The sequence below is a fragment of the Methylosinus sp. shoA genome (assembly GCF_059718125.1).
In genome coordinates this window covers 630,552-656,094 of the sequence record NZ_AP046091.1, presented here as the reverse complement: position 1 = coordinate 656,094, position 25,543 = coordinate 630,552, and the positions used below count along the sequence as shown (strand labels likewise).

The 25,543-nt window shown below is 66.0% G+C and carries 18 protein-coding genes and 1 pseudogene; 8 read left to right on the top strand and 11 right to left on the bottom strand.

The genetic code is table 11. The annotated features are described in order from the left end of the window. The first annotated feature begins 836 nt into the window (after nucleotides 1-836). Genes AC6IW9_RS03025 through AC6IW9_RS03010 form a run of 4 tightly spaced genes read left to right on the top strand, consistent with a single transcriptional unit; the run spans nucleotide 837 to nucleotide 4,979 of the window. Nucleotides 837-2,858 carry a hypothetical protein gene (locus AC6IW9_RS03025; protein ID WP_497769013.1) on the top strand — a complete coding sequence of 674 codons (2,022 nt, stop codon included), beginning with the start codon at nucleotides 837-839 and terminating at the stop codon, nucleotides 2,856-2,858. 5 nt (nucleotides 2,859-2,863) lie between these two features. After that, the gene (locus AC6IW9_RS03020) at nucleotides 2,864-3,832 is read left to right on the top strand and encodes a hypothetical protein (protein WP_497772414.1); all 969 of its coding nucleotides are present in this window, start codon (nucleotides 2,864-2,866) and stop codon (nucleotides 3,830-3,832) included. Nucleotides 3,833-3,834: 2 nt separating this feature from the next. Beyond that, nucleotides 3,835-4,701 (top strand): ATP-binding protein, encoded by an 867-nt coding sequence (locus AC6IW9_RS03015; protein WP_497769011.1) that lies wholly within the window; start codon nucleotides 3,835-3,837, stop codon nucleotides 4,699-4,701. Further along, nucleotides 4,698-4,979, top strand: a complete 282-nt coding sequence (locus AC6IW9_RS03010) for a hypothetical protein (RefSeq protein ID WP_497769009.1) — start codon at nucleotides 4,698-4,700, stop codon at nucleotides 4,977-4,979. The genes AC6IW9_RS03015 and AC6IW9_RS03010 overlap by 4 nt, the downstream gene beginning before the upstream one ends. A 2-nt stretch (nucleotides 4,980-4,981) precedes the next feature. Here the strand turns inward: AC6IW9_RS03010 and AC6IW9_RS03005 are convergent, their stop codons facing one another. From AC6IW9_RS03005 to AC6IW9_RS02970, 8 genes are all read right to left on the bottom strand, one after another. Beyond that, nucleotides 4,982-6,061, bottom strand: coding sequence for a sensor histidine kinase (locus AC6IW9_RS03005; RefSeq protein ID WP_497769007.1), 1,080 nt, complete (start codon nucleotides 6,059-6,061; stop codon nucleotides 4,982-4,984). A 485-nt stretch (nucleotides 6,062-6,546) separates the two neighbouring features. Continuing rightward, nucleotides 6,547-6,783 (bottom strand): 30S ribosomal protein S18, encoded by a 237-nt coding sequence (rpsR, locus tag AC6IW9_RS03000; RefSeq protein ID WP_497769005.1) that lies wholly within the window; start codon nucleotides 6,781-6,783, stop codon nucleotides 6,547-6,549. Further along, nucleotides 6,783-7,217 carry a 30S ribosomal protein S6 gene (gene rpsF / locus AC6IW9_RS02995; protein ID WP_497769002.1) on the bottom strand — a complete coding sequence of 145 codons (435 nt, stop codon included), beginning with the start codon at nucleotides 7,215-7,217 and terminating at the stop codon, nucleotides 6,783-6,785. Before rpsF ends, rpsR begins: the two co-directional genes overlap by 1 nt. Nucleotides 7,218-7,454: 237 nt before the next feature. Beyond that, the gene (locus AC6IW9_RS02990; protein ID WP_497768999.1) at nucleotides 7,455-7,835 is read right to left on the bottom strand and encodes a VOC family protein; all 381 of its coding nucleotides are present in this window, start codon (nucleotides 7,833-7,835) and stop codon (nucleotides 7,455-7,457) included. A 133-nt stretch (nucleotides 7,836-7,968) separates the two neighbouring features. Continuing rightward, entirely contained in the window at nucleotides 7,969-8,694 is a 726-nt protein-coding gene (locus AC6IW9_RS02985) for a DUF1614 domain-containing protein (RefSeq protein ID WP_497768995.1), read from the bottom strand. 89 nt (nucleotides 8,695-8,783) lie between these two features. Beyond that, on the bottom strand, nucleotides 8,784-11,867 hold the full coding sequence (locus AC6IW9_RS02980) for an efflux RND transporter permease subunit (RefSeq protein WP_497768992.1): 3,084 nt from the start codon (nucleotides 11,865-11,867) through the stop codon (nucleotides 8,784-8,786). A gap of 13 nt (nucleotides 11,868-11,880) precedes the next feature. Further along, nucleotides 11,881-13,065, bottom strand: a complete 1,185-nt coding sequence (locus AC6IW9_RS02975) for an efflux RND transporter periplasmic adaptor subunit (protein WP_497768988.1) — start codon at nucleotides 13,063-13,065, stop codon at nucleotides 11,881-11,883. Further along, nucleotides 13,055-14,698, bottom strand: a complete 1,644-nt coding sequence (locus tag AC6IW9_RS02970; RefSeq protein ID WP_497768984.1) for an efflux transporter outer membrane subunit — start codon at nucleotides 14,696-14,698, stop codon at nucleotides 13,055-13,057. The genes AC6IW9_RS02975 and AC6IW9_RS02970 overlap by 11 nt, the downstream gene beginning before the upstream one ends. A 226-nt stretch (nucleotides 14,699-14,924) precedes the next feature. Between AC6IW9_RS02970 and AC6IW9_RS02965 the strand changes: the two genes are divergently transcribed. After that, complete coding sequence (locus AC6IW9_RS02965; RefSeq protein ID WP_497768981.1) at nucleotides 14,925-15,578, top strand: TetR/AcrR family transcriptional regulator; 654 nt, start codon at nucleotides 14,925-14,927, stop codon at nucleotides 15,576-15,578. Here the strand turns inward: AC6IW9_RS02965 and AC6IW9_RS02960 are convergent. The 3 genes from AC6IW9_RS02960 to AC6IW9_RS02950 all read right to left on the bottom strand — a co-directional run bounded on the left by AC6IW9_RS02960 (nucleotide 15,575) and on the right by AC6IW9_RS02950 (nucleotide 20,519). Beyond that, nucleotides 15,575-15,976: a four-helix bundle copper-binding protein gene (locus tag AC6IW9_RS02960; protein ID WP_497768978.1), complete on the bottom strand. Its 402-nt coding sequence runs from the start codon at nucleotides 15,974-15,976 to the stop codon at nucleotides 15,575-15,577. The genes AC6IW9_RS02965 and AC6IW9_RS02960 overlap by 4 nt on opposite strands. Before the next feature lie 11 nt (nucleotides 15,977-15,987). Beyond that, nucleotides 15,988-16,176, bottom strand: coding sequence for a DUF3008 family protein (locus tag AC6IW9_RS02955; protein ID WP_497768975.1), 189 nt, complete (start codon nucleotides 16,174-16,176; stop codon nucleotides 15,988-15,990). A 176-nt stretch (nucleotides 16,177-16,352) separates the two neighbouring features. After that, entirely contained in the window at nucleotides 16,353-20,519 is a 4,167-nt protein-coding gene (locus AC6IW9_RS02950) for a chemotaxis protein CheB (protein ID WP_497768973.1), read from the bottom strand. A gap of 718 nt (nucleotides 20,520-21,237) precedes the next feature. Here AC6IW9_RS02950 and AC6IW9_RS02945 point away from each other — a divergent pair. From AC6IW9_RS02945 to AC6IW9_RS02935, 3 genes and pseudogenes are all read left to right on the top strand, one after another. After that, nucleotides 21,238-21,657 (top strand): CopG family transcriptional regulator, encoded by a 420-nt coding sequence (locus AC6IW9_RS02945; protein ID WP_497772412.1) that lies wholly within the window; start codon nucleotides 21,238-21,240, stop codon nucleotides 21,655-21,657. A gap of 29 nt (nucleotides 21,658-21,686) precedes the next feature. Then, entirely contained in the window at nucleotides 21,687-22,856 is a 1,170-nt protein-coding gene (locus AC6IW9_RS02940; protein WP_497768969.1) for an extracellular catalytic domain type 1 short-chain-length polyhydroxyalkanoate depolymerase, read from the top strand. A gap of 312 nt (nucleotides 22,857-23,168) precedes the next feature. Then, nucleotides 23,169-25,364: pseudogene (locus AC6IW9_RS02935) on the top strand (copper-transporting P-type ATPase); the annotation flags it as partial. Between the last annotated feature and the right edge of the window lie 179 nt (nucleotides 25,365-25,543).

Below are 25,543 nucleotides of genomic sequence, written 5' to 3'. Positions count from 1 at the left end.
CGGGGGGGCGGGGGCGAGCCCGATCACTAATGCCTCCCGAATGCGAGGGGGATCGGGTGAAGGAGAAAATCCCTAACCCTCGTCCTGAGGAGCCGCCGTAGGCGGCGTCTCGAAGGACGGCTGCTGGCCGTAATCTTAGGCTTCTCGCCGTGGCCGTCCTTCGAGACGCCCGCTTCGCGGGCTCCTCAGGACGAGGGTGATAGGGCTGTATACCTTCACCCGATCGCCTCGAGGGCCGTTGCTGATCAGGGCTCCGACTCCAGGTTGATAATTCCCTATAAACCGCGTCATGCCCCTGAAATTCAAAACTGAGACACCATCGGGGAACGGCGTCCCGACGCGTTCAACGGGCTTGACATCTTCGGATAATATTCCTATTGTGCGCCCCGCTTCCGCCGCATGGGGCGGCGCCCGAGGGTCGGGCGGCGTCGGCGGGGCACGGTTCGCGAGGACGGGCGGCGACCCTCGTCCGACCCCTCGCGACGCCACGCCGCCGGTTCCGGCCTTCCTTCGTGCGGAAGCCTCGCGAAAGCGGGGAAAGGGCCGGCCGAATGTCCGAGGGCGGCGCGGGGATCCGCGACCCGAAAGGGGGAGGCTCCCTGGCCCCGGAGGCGGCGAACAGAAAAGGCGGCCGTGGTCCGGAACGCTCCGGCTCCGACGCTCTCGTCTTTCCGCGGCCGAAAACGGCGCCGCGGCGTTCCGGACCCCCAAGCCCGCGCCGGAGACGGCGGCGGGGCGCCGGCGCGCGATCGAGCCGCGTCGTCACGGTTTGCGCAGGCCGCATTAGCGGCTATCTTGCGGCCGGCTGTCGTCTCTCGAGTGGTGAACGCTGTCGCATGTGGCGAGATCGGCTAGACGCTTTCTGGGACGGACGCAGAGCCTTCGCCATTGCATTTTTCGAGGAAGAGGGGGCTCCGGGCCTTCGCCCTGATCTCACTTTGTTTTGCGCGCGCGACGCCGCCTTTTCCGGCGCCGCGCTCGTCGATGTCCTCGACGCCCCGCGGCTGCGCGCGGGCTGTTGCGTCGTCGAGCTGCCGCCCGAGCACGCCCATGTGAGCCTGCGCGCCGCCGACGGCAGCGAGCTGCGCTTCGCGCTCGGCGAGTTCGCGCCCGACGCCGCCGGGGGCGAGGCGCGCCTGCTGCTCGTCGAGGCGGGGGAGGGCGAGGCGGGGCCGTCGTTCCGCACGGTCTCGCTGTCGGCGCGCGGCGACGCCGAGCGGGCGGCGCGCGATCAGATCGCCCGCAGCGGCGGCCGCCTCGTCTGGGCCGTCCGCCAGAACCGCCGCGTCGAGCGGCGCGACGGCGCCGCCGCGCTGATGCGCCTCGCCGCGGCCGAGCGCGTCTTTCCCGCCCAGCAGAGCCGCATCGCCGTCGAGGCGATCGACGCGCCCCCGACGCGCGGGCCGACGACGCTGAAGGCGCCTTTCGCCATCATGGAGAATTGGCTGCGCGAGAATGGCGCGCCCTGTCCGACGCTGCGCATCCGCATCCCCAACGCGGTGCGCGGCGACCTCTTGTTCGCACGCGCGGCGATCGTGCTCGTGCTGCATCAGCGGCGACGTTTCCGCGACTGGCTCCGCGAGCAGCGCGCGGCCGGCGAGCCGACGGTCGACCCGCTCGGCTTTTCCGACATCCGCCGCGCCATCGGCGATCCGGACGAGCGTCCAGAGGCGGTGGAGGCGAGCGACGCGATCATCGTCCATCGCCTCGCCGACGTCCTCGCCGCGGCCGATGGCGCGGCCTTCGACGGGCTGTCGGCGCCGCGCGTGGCGGAGGGCGCGGAGAGCGGCCTCGTCGCCGATCTGCATTTCTTCGGCGCCGCGCTCGGCGACGACGTCGGCCTCGTCTGCACCTGCGCCGACGCCGGCGATTTCGGCGTCGTTCCCGACGATCCCGGCGGCGCGCCCTATGTCCGGCTGTTCCGCGTCGAGAGCGACGGGGCGACGCCGCGCCGCATCGGCGACGACGACCGGCTGCTCGACGAGATCCTGCGCCGCGCCGTGGACGCCGAGCGCGAGGCCGACGGCGGCGCCGGACGCCGCGACGAGCGCGCGGCGAGCGCGCAAGGACGGCGCGAGCGGCTGCTCTCCGGCTTCAACGCCGCGCTCGCCCGCTGCGGCTATGGCGGACGATTTTCCGCGGCGCGGCTGTGGGACATGCTCGACCCGCTGATGATGGCCGCTTTCGTCGCGCTGGCCGAGGATGCGGGTCCGGACGGACGCGCGGCGATCGCCCGGCTCGGGGGATATGACGCCTATCGCGCCGATCCCTCGCTGATGGAGGCCTGCGCGCGCCGCGCCGAGCTGACGCGCGCGGCGACCGAGGCGCGCTTTCGCGATTATTGTGGTCCGGCGCGGCCGCTGCTGCGGCGCTTTCTCGCGCTCTGCCATGCGCAGGGGCTCGCCGCCGCCGACATCGACCTCTCCGCGCAGCTGCGGCTCTGGGCGCTGCTGGGGGAGAGCGCGCTCGCGCAGCCGCTCATCGCCGCGCGCATAGAGCTCGTCGACGCGCGCGAGCCGGCGCAGCTCGCGGCGACCGCGCGGCTGCTCGTCGACGAGGCGATCGTCGAGCGCGCGGCGATCTATTGCGACGATCTGCAATTGGAGGGCGAGGCGCGCTCGTTGCGCGATTATCTCGAGCGCCGCCGCGCGGGGCGCTGGACGCGCATCGACGACGCCGCGCGTCTCGCCGTAATGGTGGACGAAGCCAACGCCTATTGGCGGCGCCCGCAGGCCGAGCGCGTCGCGCCCGTCGTCGAGGCGCGCGCCCTCGCGCCGGCGGCGGCGAAGTCCGAAGGGCTGCTGGCGACGATGCGCAGTCTGCTTCGATTGGGCGGCTCGAAAGGGCCGCGCGCGTGACGCCGATGTCGGAAACGCTGACCATCTGCCTCGTCGGGCCGCGCGGAAGCGGCAAGTCCTCGCTGCTCGCCACGGCGACCGACTGCGTCGTGCAGAACGCGCACGGCTATCCGGCCGGACTGCGGCCGACGCTGCAGTCGATCTCCCGCGCGGCCTTCCACGGCTTCGATTCGGCCGCCTCGAGGCTGGACATTCTGGACGGCCAGGCGGACGATTATCAGAAATTGCGCCGCGTCTTCGCCGCCGGCGGCGCGCCGACCGAGCCGACGCGCCTCGACGAATATTTTTTCCGGCTGACGCTGAACGGCGAAGCGCCGCCGATATTGCGGGAGAAGGCGCCTTTCCTGCTGCGCGTGATCGACGCCGCCGGCGCGCTGGCCATTGCCGACGACGCGGGCGCGGAGACGCCTCCCGATCTGCGCGAGGATTTCGCGAGCAAGCTGCAGAACGCGGACGCGATCGTCCTCGTCCTGCCGCTCACGCGTTTCGAGGACAGTTTTTGGGTCGGCGGTCTCGCGCGTCTCATCGAGCGGCTGGCGCTCTCGCCCGACAATCGCTCGCGGCGCGTCGTCGTCGCCTTTTCGCAATATGAGCGGCTGTTCGTGCGGCTGGGGCCGAGCGCCTTCACCTACGCTTGCGATCCCGCCGTGGCGCTGCATGTGCTGCGCAGGTCGCTGCTGGCGGCTCCCTGGAGCGACGCGCTGCGCGCCCTCGACGGGCGCGTTTCGGTGCGCTTCATCGCGCTCTCCGCATTCGGCTTCGTGAAGACCTTTCAAAGTCCCAACATCGATCCGCACGGCGAGGGCGAGCGGCGCTTTCGCCGCAAGGGGATCGCCGGTCCGCGCGCCTTCACCGAATTCTGGAGGCCTTTCCTCACCGCCGATCCGTTCCTTTATGCCGCGCTCGATCTCGACAACGCCTTTCTGTTCGGCTTCGACGCGATCGACGGCGCGCCAGTTTCGGAAAGGACGTGACAATGCCCGAGGCCGACGCCCTCGCTCTCATCGCCCGCATCGCCGCGGCGCTCGAACGGCTGGCGCCGCCGCCGCCCGCCGCGCCGGATTTTTCCGCGGCCGAAGCCTTCGTCTGGCGCGCCGCTCGGAGCGAGCCGACGCCCGTGAAGGAGGTCAATCGCGTCGAGCTCTCCCTGCTCGAGGGAATCGATCGCCAGCGCGATCTTCTGCTCGACAATACGCGCCGCTTCGCGCGCGGGCTTCCGGCCAATAATGCGCTGCTGTGGGGCGCGCGCGGCATGGGCAAGTCTTCGCTCGTCAAATCCGTTCACGCCGAGGTCGCGCGCGACCCCGAGAGTCGCCTGCCGCTGAAGCTCGTCGAGCTTCACCGCGAGGACATAGAGAGCCTGCCCGGCCTGCTCGGCGCGCTGCGCGGCGCGCCCTTCGCCTTTCTGCTGTTTTGCGACGACCTCTCCTTCGACGCCGCCGAGACCAGCTACAAATCCTTGAAGTCCGTGCTCGAGGGCGGCGTCGAGGGCCGGCCGCGCAATGTGCTGTTCTACGCCACCTCCAACAGGCGCCATCTGCTGCCGCGCGACATGATGGAGAATGAGCGCTCCTCCGCCATCATTCCCGGCGAGGCGGTGGAGGAGAAAGTGTCGCTCTCCGACCGTTTCGGCCTGTGGCTCGGCTTCCACAATTGCAGCCAGGCCGAATATCTCGCGATGGTCTTCGGCTATGCGCGGCGCCACGGGCTCGACGCGCCGCGGGAGACGATCGAGCGCGAGGCGCTCGAATGGTCGATCACGCGCGGCGCCCGCTCGGGCCGCGTCGCGTGGCAATATATTCAGGATCTCGCCGGACGGCTGGGGAAGGGGCTGGACGCGTGACCGAGGAGAGGAGGACGACCTATCTGCCTCGCGTCACGGCCGCCGATCATGAAACGCTCGCGCGCGTCGTCGACAATTATCCGGCCGACACGCATGAGAAATGGCTCTTTCTCCAAGAAAGAGAGATCGCCAATTGGCGAAGGAGCGGATGGAGAGTCGTGTTGATCGATGTCGGCGCGGATGATTTCATCCGCTATTGCCGGGAAACTGGCGCGAGCCCGAGCTTCCATACGTTCAGGGGCATCGCCTCCGCCAAGGCGATCGGGAAATTTCGCTGAGCCTATCGCGGAATATCCGTGCGGCCGGGTTCACGGAGCGGCAGCACGATGAAGAAGGTCGCGCCGACGCCCGGCTGCGCCTCGACCGATATGCGCCAGCCGTGGCGGTCGGCGATCGCCTTGCACATCGCGAGGCCGACGCCGGAGCCCGGATAGTCGATCTTGCTGTGCAATTGCTTCAGCGGCTCGAAAATCCTCTGCGCATATTGCGCCTCGAATCCGATGCCCTCGTCGGCGATGGCGAGGCAGAGCTGCGTTTCGTCGCGGAAGCCGCGAATGGCGATGCTCGCCGGCCGTCCGGGCTTGCGATATTTCACGGCGTTGGAGAGAATGTTGCGCACGAGGCGCTGGAATTGCATTGCGTCGGCGTTGATCGAAACGCGCGGCAGATCGATCTCGATGCGCGTCTCCGCCGTCGCGAGCGAAGGGGCGAGGGCGGAGAGCGAGGCCTCGATCGCCTCGCGCAGATCGAGCGCGGCGAACTCCAGCTCGTCGTTGACGATGCGCGAGAAGGACAGGAGATCCTCGACCAGCGCGCGCGCGCGCAGCGCGGCGAATCGCATCACCTCGTTCGCGTGAACGATCTCGTCGTGCACTCCGCGCGCGATCGCCGACTGCATCAGATCGCCGAAGACGGCGATCTTGCGCAGCGGCTCCTGCAGATCTTGCGAGGCGACGAAGGCGAAGCGCGCCAGACGCTCATTGGCCTCCTCGAGACCGGCGGCGCGCTCGACGAGCGAGGCCGCGCCCTGCGTCCCTCCGGCGAGACGAAAGAAGGACGCCAGCATGGGATCGCTCGCTTCTTGCCCGAGCGGCGTCAAGCGCACGAAGACGGGAATGCGGGCGCCGTCGCGCCGCGCGCCGAAAACGCTTCCGCACACCGATGCGACAGGCGTGAAGTCGGGAAGAAGATCGGAAATCGGCCGGCCGCTGAGATCCTGCGCAGGATAGCGGAACAATCTCTGTGATGCGGCGTTGGCGCGCCGGATCACGCCATCGCGGTCGATCACCATCAAGGCGGCGCTGGTCTCGTCGAAGACGAGACGACGCCAGTCATCGGCCGCCGTCTGCGCGTCGGTCATCTGCTCTCCCAGTCGATTCCCGCCCGCCTCGGATGTCGACGCGTCCGCGCCGCCCGAGTTGTTATAGTAGAGCCGCAGCTCTCTGTCGGACGATCGTCCTCGGGGCTCATACTGGCCGCAGTCGCCGCCGAGGTAAAGAAAAAATATCGGAGGATTTTCTCAGGGATAGCAGAAAATAGTCGCTGCAATTCAAGTCGAATTCATCTCGAATTTTATGTTGTTCCGCCCCGGGCGCTCACGCTCTCCGGCGCGGCGTCACGCCCGAGTCCGATCGGTTTCGTGACATCTGGCTCGTGGCGATAGGAGCGCGACGCCGGCAAATAAAAAAACGCAGAGCTCGAACGAGCGCCGCGCCTGCGTCAGCCGTCTTCATAGTTGCGCCGTGTTTGATGCAGGGCGTTTCGCCGCCCGTCGGATCGCGGCGGGCGAGGAGAGGCGCTTGCGCCGCGCCTCTCCCACGCGCCGATTTAGTCGGCGTCTGCGCGTCAGCGGATCACATAAGGCAGCAGGCCGAGGAAGCGGGCGCGTTTGATCGCCTGGGCCAGTTCGCGCTGCTTCTTGGCCGAAACGGCCGTGATGCGCGAAGGCACGATCTTGCCGCGTTCCGAGATGTAACGCGACAGCAGGCGCGTATCCTTGTAGTCGATCTTCGGCGAATTGGCGCCCGAGAAGGGGCAGCTCTTGCGGCGGCGGAAGAACGGACGGCGGGCCGGAGTGGTCATCAGAAGCTCTCCCCTTCGGCGCGAGGCTCGTCGCGGCGGGGGCGGCGTTCGCCGCGCTCTCCGCCTCGCTCGGGACGCGGGCCGCCGCGACGCTCGCCGCGGTCGTCGTCGTCGCGCTTGCGCAGTTGCGCCGACGGGCCTTCCTCCAGCGCGTCGACGCGCAGGGTCAGGAAACGCAGGACTTCCTCGTTGAGGCCTTCCTGGCGCTCCACCTCGGCCAGAGCGGCGGGCGGCGCGTCGATATTGAGCAGAGTGAAATGCGCCTTGCGGTTCTTCTTGATCCGATAGGCGAGCGACTTCACGCCCCAATATTCGGTCTTCGAGACCTTGCCGCCGAGCGAGGCGATGATGGTCTTGAACTGTCCCGTCAGAGCTTCCACCTGCTGCGGCGAAATATCCTGGCGGGCGAGATAGACATGCTCGTAGAGAGCCATTCCTCTTGCCTTTCCGTTTCGTCGCGAGCCGCTCCGGCGCAGAGCCCTTCGAGCCTTGCGGAAAGGCTCGAGCGGGAAGTTCGAAGGCGGAGACACGGGAAGACGGGCGTTCGGCCCTGCCCGGACGAGCCGGGGCCTTCCGTTCAGCCTCCGGCCGGAACGTCGCGAAGGCCGCTTTATAACGGCGCCGGCGCGGGATGCAAGCGCGTGGAAGGGCCCGAACAATGAAGGCGAGAGCTATGCGAGGCTCTCGCCGATATCGATCCGGTTGCCGTCGGGATCGGCAAAAACGAAAGCCCGCTGACCATAGTCCTTATCTGTCAGTGGCTTGATGATGTCGACGCCGCGTGCCCGGCAAAGCGAATACAGCGCAGCCGCATCATCGACGAACATATGCATCACATTGACAATCGAGGGATTGTGATCCGGCGCCTCGCAGAGATGGATTTCGGCTCGATCCTTCTGAAGCGCCATGAAGACGACCGGATCGCCATTCTCGAACGATTTCTCGAAACCGAGAACGCTGGAATAGAACGTCCAGGCGGCTTGTATGTCCCGCACGCAAATGGTCGGCGCGACGCGCCCGAATGTGATGTTGGACAGGTGAGAACTCGACATTTCTCGACATTCCTTTCGGCGGGAGCGATCGCGCACCATCGCGCCGATCGACGCCCGAGCGCACCATAGCCTTCTTCTGGAGCGGCCTCGGCGCCTCGCGACTCCGAATTTCGACTCGGGAGCTTTCGCGGGCTCAGCCCGTCGCCGGGGCGCGGCCGCCGGCCCGTCCGCCGAGCGCAGAGAGCAGAACGGCGATGATCCCGGTGAGGAAAATTCCGTCGAAGACGCCGGCCCCCCCGATTGACAGCACCGGCGCGCCGATCCCCTGCAGGCGGCCGAAATTCAGAAGATCGGCGCCGATCAGCGTGCCGAGGCTGCCGCTCACATAGGCGAGCGGCGCTGCGAACGCGCGGGACATCAGGATCGACACGGCGGCCGTGACGAGAGGCGGCGCAAAGATCGGAACGGCGATGCCGACGCCTTCGACCGGCCGCGCCAGCAGATGAACGACGGCAGCGACGATCGCCGTCGCCACGAGGCCGAGCCCCCATATGCGGTTGCGCGAGAGAAGATAGATCGAGAGCGCCGTCGGGATGACCGCGCCGCCGATGTTGACCGCGACGATCGTGCCGGGCCAGTCGGGCTCGACCGGCAGCACATAGCGCGAACCGAAGAAGTCGATGACCTCCTTCGTCCGGACCGCCTCATCCGGCAGCTGCGCCACCGGAATGTTCACATAGCTGCCGATGAGTGAACCGGCCAGCGCGAGCATGGCGCCGTGCGAACCGAGCCCGATGCGCTCATAAGCGTAGCGCAGCAGCCCCAGCTGAATGAGCACGAAGAGGGCGATCAGCGCGCCGACGAACACCGCATAGGCGATCGGCGGCAGGGGAAAATAGTGCAGATGGCTCGCTTGCATGACGGCGCCTCGGGGAAAGGGGCGGGCCGGCTCTTCCGGCGACCGCCTCTTCATCTAGCGCGCCGACGCGGGCCGCGCCCGTCCTCGCGTCAAGCGCCCGAAGCCTGCGGCTCCGGCTCGGAGGCCGCCGCCGCGCGCCGCGAATGGTCGGCGGCGAGCACGAGATAGACGGCCGGCAGCACGAACAAAGTGAACAGCGTGCCGATCGACAGGCCCGACGCGATCACGAGGCCCATATTATAGCGCGAGGCCGCGCCGGCGCCGGTCGCGAAGACGAGCGGCGTCACGCCGAGCACCATGGCCGCCGTCGTCATCAGGATCGGCCGCAGGCGGATCGAGGTCGCCTCGAGGATGGCCTCGCGCTTCGAGCGCCCCGCATGCTGCAGCTCGTTGGCGAATTCGACGATGAGAATGCCGTGCTTGCTGATGAGCCCCATCAGCGTCACCAGCCCGACCTGCGTGTAGATGTTGATGCTCGCGCCGCCGAAGCCGAGCATGATGAAGACGAGCGCGCCGGCGATCGACATCGGCACCGAGACGAGGATGATGAAAGGATCGCGGAAGCTCTCGAACTGGGCGGCCAGCGCGAGAAAGATGATGATGAGCGCGAAGCCGAAGGTGGCGATGAAGCCGGCCGATTCGCGCACGAACTGGCGTGACGGCCCGGCATAGTCGATCGTATAGCCCTGCGGCAGCACGCGCTCGGCGATCTCCTTCAGCGTGCCGAGCGCGTCGCCGGCGATGACGCCGGGCGCCGCGACGCCGGAAATGGTCACCGAATTGGCCTGCTGGAAATGATTGATCGATTGCGGGACGACCATGGTCTCGAATTTGGCCACGGTCGAGAGAGGGATGGAATCGCCGGCGGCGGTCTTGATGTAATAGCCGAGGATCTGATCGGGATTGAGGCGGTAGCGCTGCGCGATCTGCGGAATCACTTTATACGACCGTCCGTCGAAACCGAAATATTGCGTGTAGCCGCCGCTCAGCGCCGTCGTGAGCGCGCCGCCGATGTCGTTCATCTTGAGGCCGAGCTGCGCCGACTTCTCGCGATCGATGACGAGAGACATTTGTGGTTGGTCGATCTTGAGGTCGGTATCGAGGAACATGAAGCGCCCGGTCGACATCGCTTCGCTCAGGATCTCGCGCGAGACGACATTCATTTTGTCGACGCTGTCGGTTCCCTGCAGCACGAATTGAATGGGCAGGCCGTCGGCGCCCGGCAGAGGCGGCGGCTGGAATGCGACGATGCGCAGTCCCGCCACGTCGCCGAGCTCCTGCTGGATCACATGCTGCAGATCGGTCGCCGTCGCCTTGCGGCGGTCGGCGGGCGTCAGCACCATTCCGCTCAGATTCATCGCCGGCGAATTGATCTGGAAGACGCTCGCGGTCTCCGGATGCTTGGCGAGAATGGAGTAGGCGTGATCGGCGTAGAGCAGCTTCTGCTGCAGCGTGGCGTTGGGCGCCGCCGTCGACATGGTCAGGACGATGCCCTGGTCCTCCTCGGGCGCGAGCTCCGTCTTCGAGCTCGAATAGAGCCAGTGGATGCTCGCCAGCACGAGCGCGCCGAAGACGAGCGTCACGGAAACATGATGAAGGGAACGGTCGAGCAGCCGGTGATAGCGCTCGCGAGTCCAGTCCATGCCCGCGTCGATGAAGGCGACGAGGCGGCTCTCGAAACCGCGCGCGTGCTTCTCGGGCGGGCGCAGCAGCAGCGCGCAGCTGACCGGCGAAAGGGTCAGCGCGACGATCCCCGACACCGCCACCGCTCCGGCGAGGGTGAAGGCGAACTCGACGAACAGCGCGCCGGTCAGCCCGCCCTGGAAGCCGATCGGCACATAGACCGCGATGAGCACCACGGTCATCGCCATGATGGGCCCGGCGAGCTCGCGCGCCGCCTCGATCGCCGCGTCGAAGGGCGTCGACCCGCGCGCGAGATGGCGGTTGACGTTCTCGACGACGATGATGGCGTCGTCGACGACGAGGCCGATCGCGAGGACGACCGCCAGAAGGGTCAGCAGATTGATCGAGAAGCCGAGCGCCAGCAGAATGGTGAAGGCGCCGACGAGCGACAGCGGAATCGCCACGACGGGAATGACGACCGAGCGCCACGAGCCGAGAAAGACGAACACCACGGCGGTGACGATGAGCAGCGCCTCGATCAGAGTGTGGATCACCTCGTCGATCGAGCTGTTCACGAAATCGGTCGAATCATAGACGATCTCGCTGATGAGGCCGGTCGGGAGCGCCTTGGCGATTTCCGGATAGACCGCTTTGACTCCCTTTATGACGTCGAGCAGATTCGCCCCGGGCGCCACTTGAATGCCGATATAGACCGCCTGCTTGCCGTCGAACGCCACCGACGTTTCGTAATCATCCGCTCCGAGCGTGACATTGGCCACGTCGCGCAGCTTCACATTGGCGCCGTTGATCTGCTTGACGACGAGGTTGCGGAACTCCTCGAGCGAGTGCAGCGATGTCGAGGCCGAGAGATTGACCTGGACCATTTGGCCTTTGGTGCTGCCGAGGCCGGCGATGTAGTCGTTGCCGGACAGCGCCGTCGACACTTCGGTCGCGGTCATGCCATAGGCGGCGAGCTTGACCGGATCGAGCCATGCGCGCAGCGCGAAGGTCTTGCCGCCGATGAGCTCGGCGGTCTGGACGCCCGGCACCGCCTGCAGGCGCGGCTGCACGACGCGGATGAGATAATCCGTGACCTGGCTCGGCGTCAGTATGTCGCTGCCGAAGCCGATATACATCGCGTCGATGGTCTGTCCGATCGTCACGGTGATCACGGGGCGCTGCACATTATTGGGCAGCTGATTGATGACCGAATCGATCTTGGTGCTGATCTCGGTCAGCGCCTTTCCGGTGTCGTGGTTGAGCCTGATATTGGCGATAATCGTGCTCGTTCCGACCCCGCTCGTCGAGGTGAGATAGTCGATGCCGTTCGCCTGGGCGATGGCGTTCTCGAGCGGCGTCGTCACGAATCCCGCGACCGTCGCCGGATCGGCGCCGTAATAGACCGTCGTCACGGTGACGATGGCGTTCTGCGTGCGCGGAAACTGCAGGATCGGCAGGACTGAGAGCGAACGGAGTCCGAGCACGAGGATGAGCAGGCTCACCACGCTCGCGAGGACCGGGCGGCGGACGAAAATGTCGGTGAAGGTCATCGGCGCATTCCGTTCATCGATCGACCGGCAAGGGGTGCGGATCGTTCGGCGTCTTCACGCCGTCGCCGATTTTCAGCGGCACGCCGTTGCGCAGCTTGATCTGGCCGGCGGTGACCACGGTCGCGCCTTCGGCGAGTCCCTCGGTCACGGCGACCTGGTCGCCGCGCGTGGCGCCGAGCTTCACGAAGGTCTGGCGTGCGACGAGGCTCGCGTTTTGCGCCGGCGTCTTGCCCTCGTTCTTCGGCGGCTCGGCCAGGAACACCGAATTTCCGTAGGGCGCATAGACGATCGCCGTCTGCGGCAACGTGACGAAGCGCTCGGGCGCGCCGGTCGAGATCTCGATCTCGGCGAACATTCCCGGCCGCAGCCGATGGCCGGGATTGGCGAGGCTCGCCCGCATCTGCACGTTGCGGTTCGACGTATCGACCTTGGAGTTGACGGCGGTGATCTCGCCGGAGAAGGTCTCGCCCGGAAAGGCGTCCACCGTCGCGGCGATCGTCTGTCCGACCTCCACGCCGTTCAGCGCCTGCTGCGGCAGCAGAAAGTCGAGGAAGATCGGATCGAGCGCCTGCAATGTGACGATGACGGCGCCTGCGCCGATATATTGTCCGAGATCGACCGCGCGAATGCCCAGCTTGCCGGCGAAAGGCGCGCGCAGCGTCTTCTGTGCGATCACCGCGTCCTGCTGCGCGACCTGGGCGTCGGCGCTCTTGAGATTGGCGATGTCGGTGTCGACCGTCGCCTGGCTCGCGGCGTGCAGCTTCAACTGCGACTGGTCGCGCCGCAGATTGATGCCGGCGAGCTCGGCCGCGGCCTTCAGCGCGGCGAGCCTCGTCGTATCCGTATCCTTGCGCAGCTCGAGCAGGAGCTGGCCCGCCGTGACCTCTTCGCCCGACTGGAAATGGATCTTCTCGACGATGCCGGCGACCTCGAGCGAGAGGTCGGCGCCGTTGACGGCGCGGAAGGTGCCGACCGCGGTGAGCTTCGGCCGCCATTCCTGGAACGCCGCGGTCGTGACCGAGACGGTCTGCGGCGGATTGGCCATAGCGGCAAGCATCTGATTGATCATGCTCGAGCGAAAGTCGACGAAGCCGTAGAGCGCGCCGGAGACGACGGCGACGAGCGCCAGCATGATCGCCATCGGCTTCGCCGTGGAGCCGAGGCGGCCGCGCGCGAGGGAGAACGAGCTAGCGCGCATTGCGATATTCCTCCGCCTGCGCCCGGGCCGCAGCGGCGATCGGGGAAAGGGCAATGGGATCGGTGGGCTTGGGCGCGGAAGCGGGCGTCTCGTCGATGCGATTCCACCAGCCTCCGCCGAGCGCCTGGAGCAGCGCCGCCGTATCGGCGAAGCGCGCGGCCTGCGCCCGGACGCGGCCGAGCCGCGCGTTCAACAAGGTCTGTTCGGCGTTGAGCACGGTCGCGTAATTGGTCGCGCCGGCGGTGTATTGAACGCGGGCGATGTCGAGGCTCTGCGCCGCCGCCTTCTCGGCCGCCACTTGCGCGCGCAATGTGGCTGCGTCATGGCTCACCGCCTGCAGCGCGTCGGCGACATTCTGCACCGCGCCGATGACGGTGGCGCGATATTGCGCGGCGGACTGCTCGAGCGCCGCGACCCTGGCCTCGCGCCGATGAAACAGCGCGCCGGCGTCGAAGATCTGGGCCGACGACTGCGAAGCGAGATTATAAACCATCGTCTGCGGCGTCATCAGCCGTGCGAAATCGCCGGCCTGGGTCCCGCCCGCCGCGGAGAGCGTGAATTGCGGCAGCATGTTCGCGGTGGCGACGCCGACCTGGGCGCTCGCCTGATGCAGCTGAGCCTCCGCGGCGAGGATGTCCGGCCGCTGGCGGACCAGCGTCGCCGGCAGGCTGACCGGCAGCTCGCGCGGGAGCTTCAGGCCGGCGAGATCGATCGCCTCGCCCTTGTCGCCGGCCGGGAAGCGGCCGAGAAAGGCCATGAGCTGGTCGCGCGTCTGCGCGCGCGCCTTTTCGAGCGGCGGAAGAGTCGCCTGCGCCTGGGCCAGCAGCGCTCGTTCGGAGAGAACGTCCGCCTGGCTCACCGCGCCGAGCTCGAAGCGCTTCTCGAGCAGGGCCAGCTGAGCCTGATAGGCGGCGATGAGCTCGCGCGTGACCTTGATCTGCGCGGCGTAGGAGGCGTCGGCGATCGCCGCCGTGACGACATTGGCCGTCAGGGCGAGATAGGCCGCCTCGAGCTGGAATCGCTGGTATTCGGCCGCCGCCTCGTCGCTCTCGACGGTGCGCAGCGTCTTTCCGAACACGTCCGGCGTGAAAGACACCGCCACATTGGCGTTGTGCAGAGAGTAGAGGACGAGAGAACTCGACGAGCCGGCGAAATCGCCATATTGCGCCGTCGAGAACTGGCTGCGCGTGAAGCCGTGGTTCGCCGAGGCCTGCGGAAAGAGCGAGGCCCGATCCGCCTCGATCGTCTCGCGCGCCTGGCGCAGCGCGGCTTCCGCCGCGGCTATGTTCGGGTGATTGTCGACGGCCTCCTTCACCAGCGCCGAAAGCCGCGGCGAACGGAACAGCGTCCACCATTCGCCGGGCACGTCTCGGCCATGAACCAGCTTCTGCGAGGCGCCGCCGGCGACGGGGGCGGACCGGGTCTCGGTCGCGAGCCGTCCATATCCGGCGGCGACAGGGGCGGCCGGGGGAACGAAATCGGGTCCGACGGCGCAGCCCGCCAGTGCGAACGCGGCCAGGGCGCCGGCCGCGCCCGCGCGGGCCGCCCGTGCGGGCGCGGCCGGCGCCCTGGCCGACGAGCCGCTGCGGCCGGGAACGTTCGTTGCACGGCGGGCGAATTTGCTGCAGGGCACGGGGAATCGCCTTACGACGCACGAGGAAACTGAACCGTTCAGTTCTGCCCTGCATTATGTTAACCTGCGGCTCGAGTGTCAATGCTGAAACCGGGCCGTCCCATACGAGTTCCCGCTTTTTTCCAAGCGTCCCGGCTCGGCTGCGTCGCGGAAAGCGGGAAATCCGGACGACCAAGTATGAAGAAGCGGTGAGACGTCTTACAGTGGCGCAGCGGATATCGGATCGATGGCTATGAGATCAGAGGCAGCAGCGCCGGCGTCGCAGGCGGAGGAGCATGTTCCCGGCCGCAAGGAATGCCAAATCCTTTCGGCTGCGCGCGCGCAATTCCTCGAGCAGGGGTTTTCCGACACCAGCATGGACGCCATCGCGCGCGGCGCCGGCGTGTCCAAGGCGACGCTCTACGCCTACTTCCCCAGCAAGGAGGCGCTGTTCAGCCATCTGATCCAGGTAGAGTGCCGGGAGAAGGCCATACGCTTGCCTTCGCCGGATCTAGATGAAGGCGTCCTGCCGGCGCTGCGCGCCCTGTGCGGACATTTCGTCCGACATTTCCTCACCGAGGAGGCGACCGCCTTTTTTCAGACCGTGTCGAGCGAGCGCTGGCGCTTTCCCGATCTCTGTCAGCTCTATTTCAAGAGCGGCAAGAAGATCGTCGTCGACTTCGTCGCCGCCTATCTCGAGCAGGCGAAGGCGAGGGGCCTGCTTTCCTTCGAGGACGCGGATCTCGCTGCCGACCAGCTCTTGAATCTCGTGCTGTCGGACATGCCGTTCCGCGTCGCGCTCGGCCTCGAGCTGCGGGATGCGGCGGACGCCGAGCGGATCATGGAGGCCGGCCTCGAGGTCTTTCTGAAGGCCTATGGCGCGCCGGCCTCCTCTTCCTAATGCGGGCGCGACATCGCGGAGCGGCAGGCGCTCTCGCATTCCTTGCAGACGTCCGCGCAGATGCGGCAATGCTCGTGACGGTCGGCGTGCCGGCGGCACTCTTCTTCGCACATGCGGCACATTTCCGCGCAGGTCTGCAGCATCGCGGGCAGGATGGACTCTTCCGCGCAGGCGCCGCGCGAAGCGATCGCGCCGGTTGCGGCGCAGAGCTCCGCGCAATCGAGATCGAGCCTTATACAGCGGCGCAGCTGCGCCACGGCGTCCTCGGCGAGGCAGGCGTCGGCGCAGGCCGCGCAGGTCTGCGCGCAATCGAAACACAGTTCGACGCAATGGACGAGCGAGCGGTCCGCGCGGCCGCGCGCTCGAGGATGCTTCGAGATCATCGCTTCCACATGCATGGCGTGCTCCTTCATGATTTATGAGCGTGCTCGGGCTTGCCCTTGCGCTTTGTCGCGGCGAAGTCGCGAAGCTGCTCTTCGCTCATCGACTCGTACATGGATTTCGACGCGCCTTTCAGCTCGCTCGGGGATATCTCGCCGCGCTTGGCGGCGAGCGCGGCCCCTGCGGCCTGCTGCTGCGCTTTGGATTTTGCCGGCATTTCTTCCTCCGCTCGCTCGCCGCCGTGACGAAGCGGAAGATAACCCCGCGGCCACGAAGTCGTTCCGTGTCGGTCGCTGGCGTCGGCCACGGTTTGCCATGGCGCAATCCCTGGACGATGTGGCTCCGCGCCGTGATGCGCGTGCCGTTCCAGGAATCTTCCGCCTTCTCGTGGCGCTAGATCGATGGGGCTTCGCCGGCGTCGACGTTGGTCGCCGGCGACCGTCCGATCAGACGTATCAAGGCGTCGACTTCGATGGGCTTGACGAAGAAATGGTCGAACCCCGATTCGAGCGCGCGTTTGCGGACTTCCTCCTGACTCCAGCCGCTGAGCGCAGCGAGAATCATGTTGCGTCCCTCCGGCAATTTGCGGATCTCGGCGGCGAGTTCGTAGCCGTTCACGTCCGGCAGGCCGATATCGAGAATCACGACCTCCGGCTTGAACTTTTCAATGGTCGCGAGCGCCGTCGGAGCGTCCGACGCCATCTCGGCTTGCGCTCCGAGCGTCCGGATGAGCATGGCGAGGCTCTCGGCGACGTCATATTGGTCATCGACGATCAACACCCGTTCCAGCACGGGGGGCGTCTCCGGCTCGGCCGGAGACGGATGCGCGACGTCTCGATGGTCGCAGAGAGGAAGCCTCACTCGAATTTCGGCTCCCTTTCCTTCGCCGTCGCTGGACGCCTCGACGGTCCCGCCGTGCAACTCGACGAGGCCCCGCGCGAGCGCCAAGCCGACTCCGATCCCACTCTGACCCTGACCGGAGGGTTTTTCTCCCTGGCTGAAGAGCTCGAACGCATGCGCCAGATCGTTGGGCGTGAAGCCGACGCCATTGTCCTTGACGGCGACCACCACGCCGTCGCCGTCGCGCTTCGTCGAAACGTCGACGCGGCCTCCCCCCTGCGTATATTTCGACGCATTGTCGAGCAGGTTGGAAAAGACCTGTGTCAGGCGCACGGGATCGCCATCGACGACGAGCGGCTCGTCGAGCAGGGAAACCTCGAGCTTTTGCCGTTTCGCCTCGAAGAGCGGCGCCGTGGCTTCGAGCGCATGCCGGACGGGATCCTTCAATTCGATAGGCCGCCGCTGCAGTTCGACTTTTCCCCGTGTGATACGCGCCACGTCGAGCAGATCGTCGACGATGCGAATGAGGTGCGACACCTGTCGCTCGATGAGGCCGTGCAGTCGCTCGACTTCCGGGCTCGGCAGGCTCGACCGCTTCAGAACCTGCAGCGCATTGTTGATCGGCGTCAGCGGATTGCGTAATTCATGGCCGAGCATTGCGAGGAACTCGTCCTTGCGCCGATCCGCCTCGCGTAAAGCCTGTTGCAGCTGAGAGACGCTGATCGCGTCGGCCGCCTGTCGTGCGCAAATGTCGACGAGCCGCAGTTCATGCGGCGAGAACTGGTGGGGCTCCCGGAAATGTAAGGCGAGCATGCCGACCAATCGGTCCGAGCGGGCGGACAATGGCGCGGCGACGACCGCCCGATAACTGGCCGCCCTCGCTTCATCGAGGCCCGGCGCGAAATCTGGATCCTTCTCGACGTCTTCGACGACGACGCACGAACGCTTGGCGAGGGCTAGACCGTAAGTGGAGCCGGACAAAGCGTCGACCGTCGCGAAATAGTCGAGATAGCGCTTCTGAAACCCGCGATGCGCGACGAGCCGCAGCGTCCGGCTGCTCTCCTCATAGAGTTGAATGCTGCCGAAATCCGCGGCGATCAAGTCGATCATGGCGTCGAGAATGGCGCCGAGCGGATGCTCGAGCCGATCGGCTTCCATGGCCTTGGTGCTGAGCTCCTGCAGGCGGGACATCGCGCGCAGCTCGGAGGCGAGCGCCTCCTCCGCGAGCTTCAATTTGGTGATGTCGGTGAAGGTGACGACGCCGCCGTCGATCTGCTCCTCCATCGTGCGATACGGCCGCACCTGCATCGACAGCCAACGCCCGTCGGTCGTCTTGATGTCCTTGTCGATGGGAATGCGTGTCTGGAGCACGCTCGCGACATCCTGTTCGAGACCGTCGTAGACGAGCCGGTGGCGGAAATCGGAGATCGTCCGGCCGATATCCGATCTGCTGATGTTGAAATACTGATGAACGCGCGGCGTGAAGAACCTGATCTTGAGCTTGGGGTCGAGAAACAGCGTGCCGATCTCGGTGGCGGCCACGAGATTTTGGAGGTCGTTGTGGGCCGTGGAAATCGTCTCGAGCTTGCTCTTCAGCTCGCCGTTGACCGTCTGCAATTCTTCGTTGATCGATTGCAGCTCCTCCTTGCTGGTCTCCAGCTCCTCGGCTGTGGAGCGATACTCCTCATTGATCGACTGAAGCTCCTCGTTGGCGGCGCGGAGGTCTTGCGTCGCCTGCTCATATTCCCGCCGTCCGGCGCCGAGCCGATCCTGCGCGGCCGCGAGTTCCTGACGCAGACGCTTGATTTCAGAGCCGCTGCCGTTTTCTGCCTCCGGCGTCTCATCGGCTGGAAGAGCTTTGCCGAGGTCCATGAAGAAGACCAGGGCGCGGCCCGCGATCGACCGCTCGCTCTCCTTGCACGGCGTCACATGCAGTGCGACGAGGTGGGAATCGCCGTTGAACGCGACGGGGATCGGCACGCTCAGCGACGATTCCCCTTTCTCCAGCACGCGCTGAAGCGCGAGCTTCAAGTCGACCCGCAGCTCGGGCCGCACCTGTGCCGACAGCTCGGCGCTGAATGGCCCCTCGAGAGGCCGGAAGAAGCGCCCGACGTTCGGGGAGAGATGAAGGATCTTGAGCGAGCCGTCGACCAGCACGCTCGGCGGGGCGCTCCCTTCCAGCGCCGTCGCATGCGCATGGCCGACGCCGACCGACTGCTCGGCTTGGGCCGACTGGATCTGACGGTGCTCCAGCGTGCGAAAGTCCGAGATGAGCTGCGGCAAGACGGGCGCGACCTTGTCCGACAGGCCGAGAGAAATATAGATGCGGGCGTCGCGGTCCACCGGCGCGAACAGCGACTGCGTCGTGTCGACGGCCTCGGCCGTGCCGAGGAAAACATAGCCGTTCGGCTTCAGCGCATAATGGAAGAGGCCGCAGAGCTGGCGCTGCAGCTCGCGCTGCAGATAGATGAGGAGATTGCGGCAGGAGACCAGGTCGATCTTGATGAACGGAGGGTCCTTGAGCGCGCTGTGCGCCGCGAACAGGATGAGATCGCGCAACTCCTTCTTCACGCGGTAATGGGCGTCCTCCTGAACGAAGAAGCGACGCAGACGTTCCTCCGGGACATCCGCTTCGATCGACTTCGGATAGCGACCCTCCCGCGCCGTCGCGAGCGCCACATCGTCGATGTCGCTGGCGAAAATCTGCATGATGGGATGCACGCCGCGCCGCGCCGCTTCCTCCAGCAGCAGAATGCCGATGCTGTACGCCTCCTCTCCAGTCGCGCAGCCGACGACCCAGACGCGAAGCGGCGTCTCGTCTTCCAGCCTGTCGAACAAAGGCCTGATCACTTTCTCGACGAGAGCCGCGAAAGCCTCCGGATCACGAAAGAATGATGTGACCGAGATGAGGAGATCGGAGAGAAGCTCGTGGACCTCGTTCTGGTTACCTTGAAGATAGCGGTAATAGTCGCTGAAGCTCTCCTGCCGCACGACCTGCATCCGGCGCGCGAGGCGACGCATGATGGTCGGCCGCTTATAATTGGAGAAATCGTGCCCGGTGCGGCGGCGTAGAAACGCGACGATCTGGCGGATCTGCTGCTCGATGTCTTCCTCCCTTTCCGGGCGAAGGGCGACCTTGCTTCGTATCACCTCGGCAAGACGCTCAGTGAGTTCGGCGATAGGAGCCACGAAATCGACGACGCCTGTGGCAATGGCGCTTTCCGGCATCATCGGATATTCGGCTTCGCTCGGGTCTTGAGCGAAGATGATGCCGCCCGCTTCCTTCACCGCGCGAGCGCCGAGAGTGCCGTCGGAGCCGGAGCCGCTCAGCAGGACCGCGATACCGCCGCCTCTGCCCGCGGCGACAGATTGGAAAAATATATCGATCTGCGATCGACGGCCTCTCGATTCGGTGAAAGGACGGGCCGTCAGGTCGTCGCCTTCGATCACCAGCTCGCGGTTAGGAGGGATGACATAGACGTGGTTCGGCTCTAATTTCACCCTCTCGTCGATCTGGACTACCGGCATATCCGTCTGCGTCGCCAGGATCTCGCTCAGCGCGCTCGGATGATACGGAGCGAGATGGACGACGACCACGAAGGCCACGCCCAAATCGCTTCCGACATGGCCGAAAAACGACTTCAGCGCGGCGACGCCGCCGGCCGAGGCGCCGAGCGCGCAGACCGGCGTGTGAGCGGTCCCATTCGCGGCGACGGTCATGGCCTCACCCGGAAGTAGCTTGATCCTATACTTATCCCAGTCGCCTGTCGGCCGCCAGCGCGATCGGAGTTCCTTTCGCGTTTGCGGGCCACGGGTCAGCCGAGAGGGCGGATAATCGCGACGCCCTTCATGTCCGCCGGAACTTGTTTCAAGGCAAAGGTCATCCCAATGCCGGAGACGCGTCATGAAAAGGCGTCGCCCCGAGAGCCGGTCATCCCATCCACGCGATCAGCGCCCGAAAGTAGAGAGTTGAGCGTCACAGCCAGTCTCGATTGTGCTTTCCCAGGAAACAGAGTTCACCTGCCGCATCGCATCTGGTCGGGGAGGGGTGAACGGCGTCGAATACGCCTTTCCTTCCGCAGATCCCACTGAACCGGACGCGTACGATCGTCGTCGCCGCTGCATTGTCGCCGTAGCTCTTTCCCGAAGAGCTGCTCAGGCCCATGCTCGCTACGCCCTTCAGCGCTGTCTGATGTGTCACGGGATCGTCTGGTGTCTCAGGGCATTTTCGGTTCGAAGCGCGCACCGCTGCGCCGGCGCTGATCGGAGCGCAGCTCGATCTCGAAAAGGATATGGGCACTCGGTCCGGCACAAGCCGCATAGCCTTCTGTTCGCACTATTGCCCGCGAGAAAAAAGGGTTTTTCCGCTTGAAAAAGGGTTTTTCCGCTTGAAATAGCGATGGCGGCTCCCACCTCCATCCACATGGATGGTGAGCAGATGGCAAAGTCGAACACGCGGTCCAATGAAAAAATCGGCGATACGGAAAAGATCACCATCAACCTGGGCTATGTCGATCTCGGTCGCATCGACTTGCTGGTGAGCGAAGGCTTCTTTTCGAATCGCAGCGACTTCATCCGCACGGCGATCCGGAATCAGCTCGCGAACCATTCCGACGCTGTCAAACAATCCGTCATCCGGCGAACGCTCGAAATGGGGCTGCGCCGATACTCCCGCCGCGATCTCGAAGCGGTGAAGGTGGCGGGAGAAAAGTTGCGGATTCAGGTTCTCGGGCTTGCGACGATCGACGATGACGTTCCGCCCGACCTCGCGCTCGCGACAATCGAATCCATCACGGTTCTGGGGGCGCTCCAAGCCAGCAGAGCGGTCAAGACCGCGCTGGCCGACCGGATCACGTGAGACGCCGACACAGAAGTGGAACAAACACAATGAAAACGACTTTCGTCGACGCTATGCTGCAAGCGACCAAGCTGACCCGTACGCAAGACCTCTCGGAGGCGACCCGCCAGATTCAGATCGCCGTGAGGGGCGCTTCCTCCCCCGCTGAGCGCCGGACCGGCGCTCAGCTGCTCGAGGCTCCCTCGAGTTTCTCACCCAGTGAAGCGAACTTGGAAAATGCGCACGTTCCGGCGAATCGCAATCCTCTCGCTCGAATTCGCCGCCCGCTGAGCGAGACCGTCGAACTTCTGCGAAAAGCGAAGCGCCCGGGCGCTCCTTCGAGAAGGCGTGTTCAGCCTACGATTCCGGAGGGCGCAACTTACCTCTTGCGTAATTTCTCATGCGCCGCCGGTTCGCGCAACTACAAGATCTTTCTCCCGAGTCGCCTCGAAAAGCGCCCACTCCTCGTCGTGATGCTTCACGGCTGCACGCAGGAGCCGGATGATTTCGCAGTCGGAACACGCATGAACGACCTCGCCGAAGAGAGCGGTTTCATCGTGGTCTACCCCGAACAGGCCATCAGCGCGAATAATGCGGGATGCTGGAATTGGTTCAATCGCGGGGATCAAATTCGTGACATGGGCGAGCCCAGCATTATCGCCGGCATTACGCGCAGCGTCATCGCCGAACACGCCGTCGATGCGGGTCGCGTCTTTATCGCAGGGCTTTCAGCCGGAGGAGCGATGACCGTCGTGATGGGTGCGACCTATCCAGAGCTTTATGCGGCCACCGGCGTTCACTCGGGCCTCGCCTTCGGCGCCGGCACGGATGTCATATCCGCCTTCGCCGCCATGCGCGGTTCGGCGCCGAGAGCCAATTCCCGAAGCGGAACGGACGCGGTTCGCACCATCGTCTTTCATGGAACAGCCGATCACACCGTACATCCTTCGAACGGGGAACTGATTTTCTCCGATGTCCATTCGAGCATCGCCGATGCAGGTAGGATTTCGTATACGGAGGAGGAAAGAGGCGGGAGAATGTTTCGACGAACAATCGTCGCAGACGCAGCCGGAATTCCGCTCGTCGAACATTGGGAGGTCCAAGGTCTCGGGCATGCTTGGTCCGGCGGCGACTCCAGAGGTTCTTACACGGACGTACACGGCCCGAATGCGTCACGGGAAATGGTTCGCTTTTTCTTGGAAAGACAGCCGAGCGACTGATCCTCCGCCGCGCGGACGACCCACTATCGAGCGCTTATGATCGGTGAGCTTCGTTTGCTGGTTCTTCGGTCGATGAGGTCACGCGTCTCGGAATTGTTCTGGCGAGCTTTCCGATAGGCGACCCGATCGCGAAGACCGGCGTGAAGCATTCGGATTCCGAGAGGAGCGTTACGGCCCCGTCGCGATGAGCCATATGCAGCGTCTCCCTGAGCGCCTTATATTGGTTGGAATGCCGCAGACGTTCGCGACGAAGCTCGAAGGAACTCGAACGGCGACCGATCGTCGACCCCATATCCTCAAAAGGGTTCTCCGATGGCTCACGAGCACGCTCACCACTCGCACGGCGAGCATTTGCGCCTTCCGGCCGGTGCGGCGCCGACCGATGGCGAACCTCGTCCAGGCGCGATCTACACCTGCCCGATGCATCCGCAGATCCGCCGGCCGCAGCCCGGCAATTGTCCGATCTGCGGGATGGCGCTCGAGCCTGTCCTCGCGAGCGTGGAGAGCGGGCCGAGCCCGGAGCTCGTCGACATGACGCGGCGGTTCTGGATCGGCCTCGCTCTCGCCGTTCCGGTCTTCGTTCTGGAGATGGGCGGGCATCTTTTCGGCCTCGGCCATTTCCTCCCGCCGAATATCTCCAATTGGATTCAATTCGCTCTGGCGACGCCGGTGGTGCTGTGGGCCGGCGGGCCTTTTTTCGCTCGGGCGGCGCGGTCCCTCGTCTCGCGCAATCTCAACATGTTCACGCTCATCGCGATGGGCACGGGCGTCGCCTGGGCCTATAGCGTGCTCGCGACTTTCGCCCCGACGCTGTTTCCCGCAGCGTTCCGCAATGCGGACGGCTCGGTCCCGATCTATTTCGAGGCCGCCGCGGTCATTACCGTCCTCGTGCTGCTCGGTCAGGTGCTGGAGCTGCGCGCGCGAGAGCAGACCGGCGGCGCGATTCGCGCCTTGCTCGATCTCGCGCCGAAATCCGCGCGCCGCGTCGCGGCCGATGGTTCGGACGAGGACATTCCGCTCGAAGCGGTCGCGGTCGGCGATCGGCTTCGCGTGCGCCCCGGCGAAAAGATCCCCGTCGACGGCGAACTGCTCGACGGCCGCAGCTCGGTCGACGAATCCCTGGTCACGGGCGAGTCCCTGCCGGTGACCAAGACCGCCGGCGACAAAGTCGTCGGCGGCGCGCTCAACCAGAGCGGCGGCTTCGTCATGCGGGCCGACAAGGTCGGCCGCGACACGATGCTGGCGCGCATCGTCGACATGGTCGCCGCGGCGCAGCGCAGCCGCGCGCCGATCCAGCGGCTCGCCGATCAGGTCTCGGGCTGGTTCGTGCCGGCCGTCATCGGCGTCGCCTTCCTCGCTTTCGTCGCCTGGGCGACATGGGGACCGGAGCCGCGCATGGCCTATGGCCTGGTCGCGGCGGTGTCCGTCCTCATCATCGCCTGCCCCTGCGCGCTCGGCCTCGCGACGCCCATGTCGATCATGGTCGGCGTCGGACGCGGCGCGCAGAGCGGCGTGCTCATCAAGAACGCCGAGGCGCTCGAGCGCTTCGAGAAGATCGACACGCTCGTCGTCGACAAGACCGGCACGCTGACGGAAGGCAAGCCGCGAGTGACCGCCGTCCGCCCGACAGCGGGGCTCGCCGAAAACGATCTCCTGCGCCTGGCCGCGAGCCTCGAGCGCGCGAGCGAGCACCCGCTGGCGCAGGCGATCGTGCAATCGGCGCTGGCGCGAGGGCTCGAACTCGCCGAGGCGAAGGATTTCGATTCGCCGGCCGGCAAGGGCGTGACGGGCGTGATCGAGGGCCGGTCGATCGCCATCGGCAATCGCCGCTTCCTGGACGAGCTCGGAATCGACGCCGGCGCCGCCGATACGGAGGCGGAGCGACTCAGGGAAGATGGCGGCACGGCGATTTTCGTCGCCATGGACGGCGCCGTCGCCGGCGTGATCGGCGTCGCCGATCCCGTCAAGGAGACGACGCCCGCCGCCCTGCAGGCGCTGCGGAAGGACGGCGTTCGCGTGGTCATGCTGACGGGCGACAATTGGACGACGGCGCGCGCGGTGGCGAAGCGGCTCGGCATAGACGATGTCGAAGCCGAAATACTCCCGGAGGACAAGAGCGAGGTGGTGAGCCGGCTGAGAGAGTCCGGCCGCATCGTCGCCATGGCGGGCGACGGCGTCAATGACGCGCCGGCGCTCGCCGCCGCCGATGTCGGAATCGCCATGGGGACGGGAACCGACGTCGCGATCGAGAGCGCCGGCGTCACCTTGCTGAAGGGCGATCTGCAGGGCGTCGTCCGCGGCCGGCGCCTCTCGGCCCTGACGATGCGCAACATTCGCGAGAATCTCTTCTTCGCCTTTTTCTACAACGCCGCCGGCGTGCCCGTCGCCGCCGGAGCGCTCTATCCCGCTTTCGGCCTGCTGCTGTCGCCGACGATCGCCGCCGCCGCCATGGCGCTGTCGTCGGTGAGCGTGATCGCCAACTCGCTGCGGCTGCGCCGATCGCATATCGACGAGCCGGCCGCCGCCGGCGCCCTCCGACGCCCGGAAGGATCGAGACGCCTGACAGTGGCGAGAGCGACGGCCGCCGTGCTGGCAATCGCGGCGGTTCTAGGGTGGCGCCAATGGCGGTCGAGCCCTCCCGCCATCGAGCCGCCGCCGGTTCCGTCGGCGCAGAGTGAAGCGACGCC

What these genes read in the sequence shown, in the direction of transcription:
- AC6IW9_RS03015 (WP_497769011.1), top strand. Translation starts at nt 3,835, where the DNA reads ATGCCCGAGGCCGACGCCCTCGCTCTCATCGCCCGCATCGCCGCGGCG.
- AC6IW9_RS02965 (WP_497768981.1), top strand. Translation starts at nt 14,925, where the DNA reads ATGGCTATGAGATCAGAGGCAGCAGCGCCGGCGTCGCAGGCGGAGGAG.
- AC6IW9_RS02980 (WP_497768992.1), bottom strand. Translation starts at nt 11,867, where the DNA reads ATGACCTTCACCGACATTTTCGTCCGCCGCCCGGTCCTCGCGAGCGTG.
- AC6IW9_RS02960 (WP_497768978.1), bottom strand. Translation starts at nt 15,976, where the DNA reads ATGCATGTGGAAGCGATGATCTCGAAGCATCCTCGAGCGCGCGGCCGC.
- AC6IW9_RS03020 (WP_497772414.1), top strand. Translation starts at nt 2,864, where the DNA reads ATGTCGGAAACGCTGACCATCTGCCTCGTCGGGCCGCGCGGAAGCGGC.
- AC6IW9_RS02985 (WP_497768995.1), bottom strand. Translation starts at nt 8,694, where the DNA reads ATGCAAGCGAGCCATCTGCACTATTTTCCCCTGCCGCCGATCGCCTAT.
- rpsF (WP_497769002.1), bottom strand. Translation starts at nt 7,217, where the DNA reads ATGGCTCTCTACGAGCATGTCTATCTCGCCCGCCAGGATATTTCGCCG.
- AC6IW9_RS02950 (WP_497768973.1), bottom strand. Translation starts at nt 20,519, where the DNA reads ATGACCGTCGCCGCGAATGGGACCGCTCACACGCCGGTCTGCGCGCTC.
- AC6IW9_RS02990 (WP_497768999.1), bottom strand. Translation starts at nt 7,835, where the DNA reads ATGTCGAGTTCTCACCTGTCCAACATCACATTCGGGCGCGTCGCGCCG.
- AC6IW9_RS03025 (WP_497769013.1), top strand. Translation starts at nt 837, where the DNA reads ATGTGGCGAGATCGGCTAGACGCTTTCTGGGACGGACGCAGAGCCTTC.
- AC6IW9_RS02940 (WP_497768969.1), top strand. Translation starts at nt 21,687, where the DNA reads ATGAAAACGACTTTCGTCGACGCTATGCTGCAAGCGACCAAGCTGACC.
- rpsR (WP_497769005.1), bottom strand. Translation starts at nt 6,783, where the DNA reads ATGACCACTCCGGCCCGCCGTCCGTTCTTCCGCCGCCGCAAGAGCTGC.
- AC6IW9_RS02945 (WP_497772412.1), top strand. Translation starts at nt 21,238, where the DNA reads ATGGCAAAGTCGAACACGCGGTCCAATGAAAAAATCGGCGATACGGAA.
- AC6IW9_RS02955 (WP_497768975.1), bottom strand. Translation starts at nt 16,176, where the DNA reads ATGCCGGCAAAATCCAAAGCGCAGCAGCAGGCCGCAGGGGCCGCGCTC.
- AC6IW9_RS03005 (WP_497769007.1), bottom strand. Translation starts at nt 6,061, where the DNA reads ATGACCGACGCGCAGACGGCGGCCGATGACTGGCGTCGTCTCGTCTTC.
- AC6IW9_RS02975 (WP_497768988.1), bottom strand. Translation starts at nt 13,065, where the DNA reads ATGCGCGCTAGCTCGTTCTCCCTCGCGCGCGGCCGCCTCGGCTCCACG.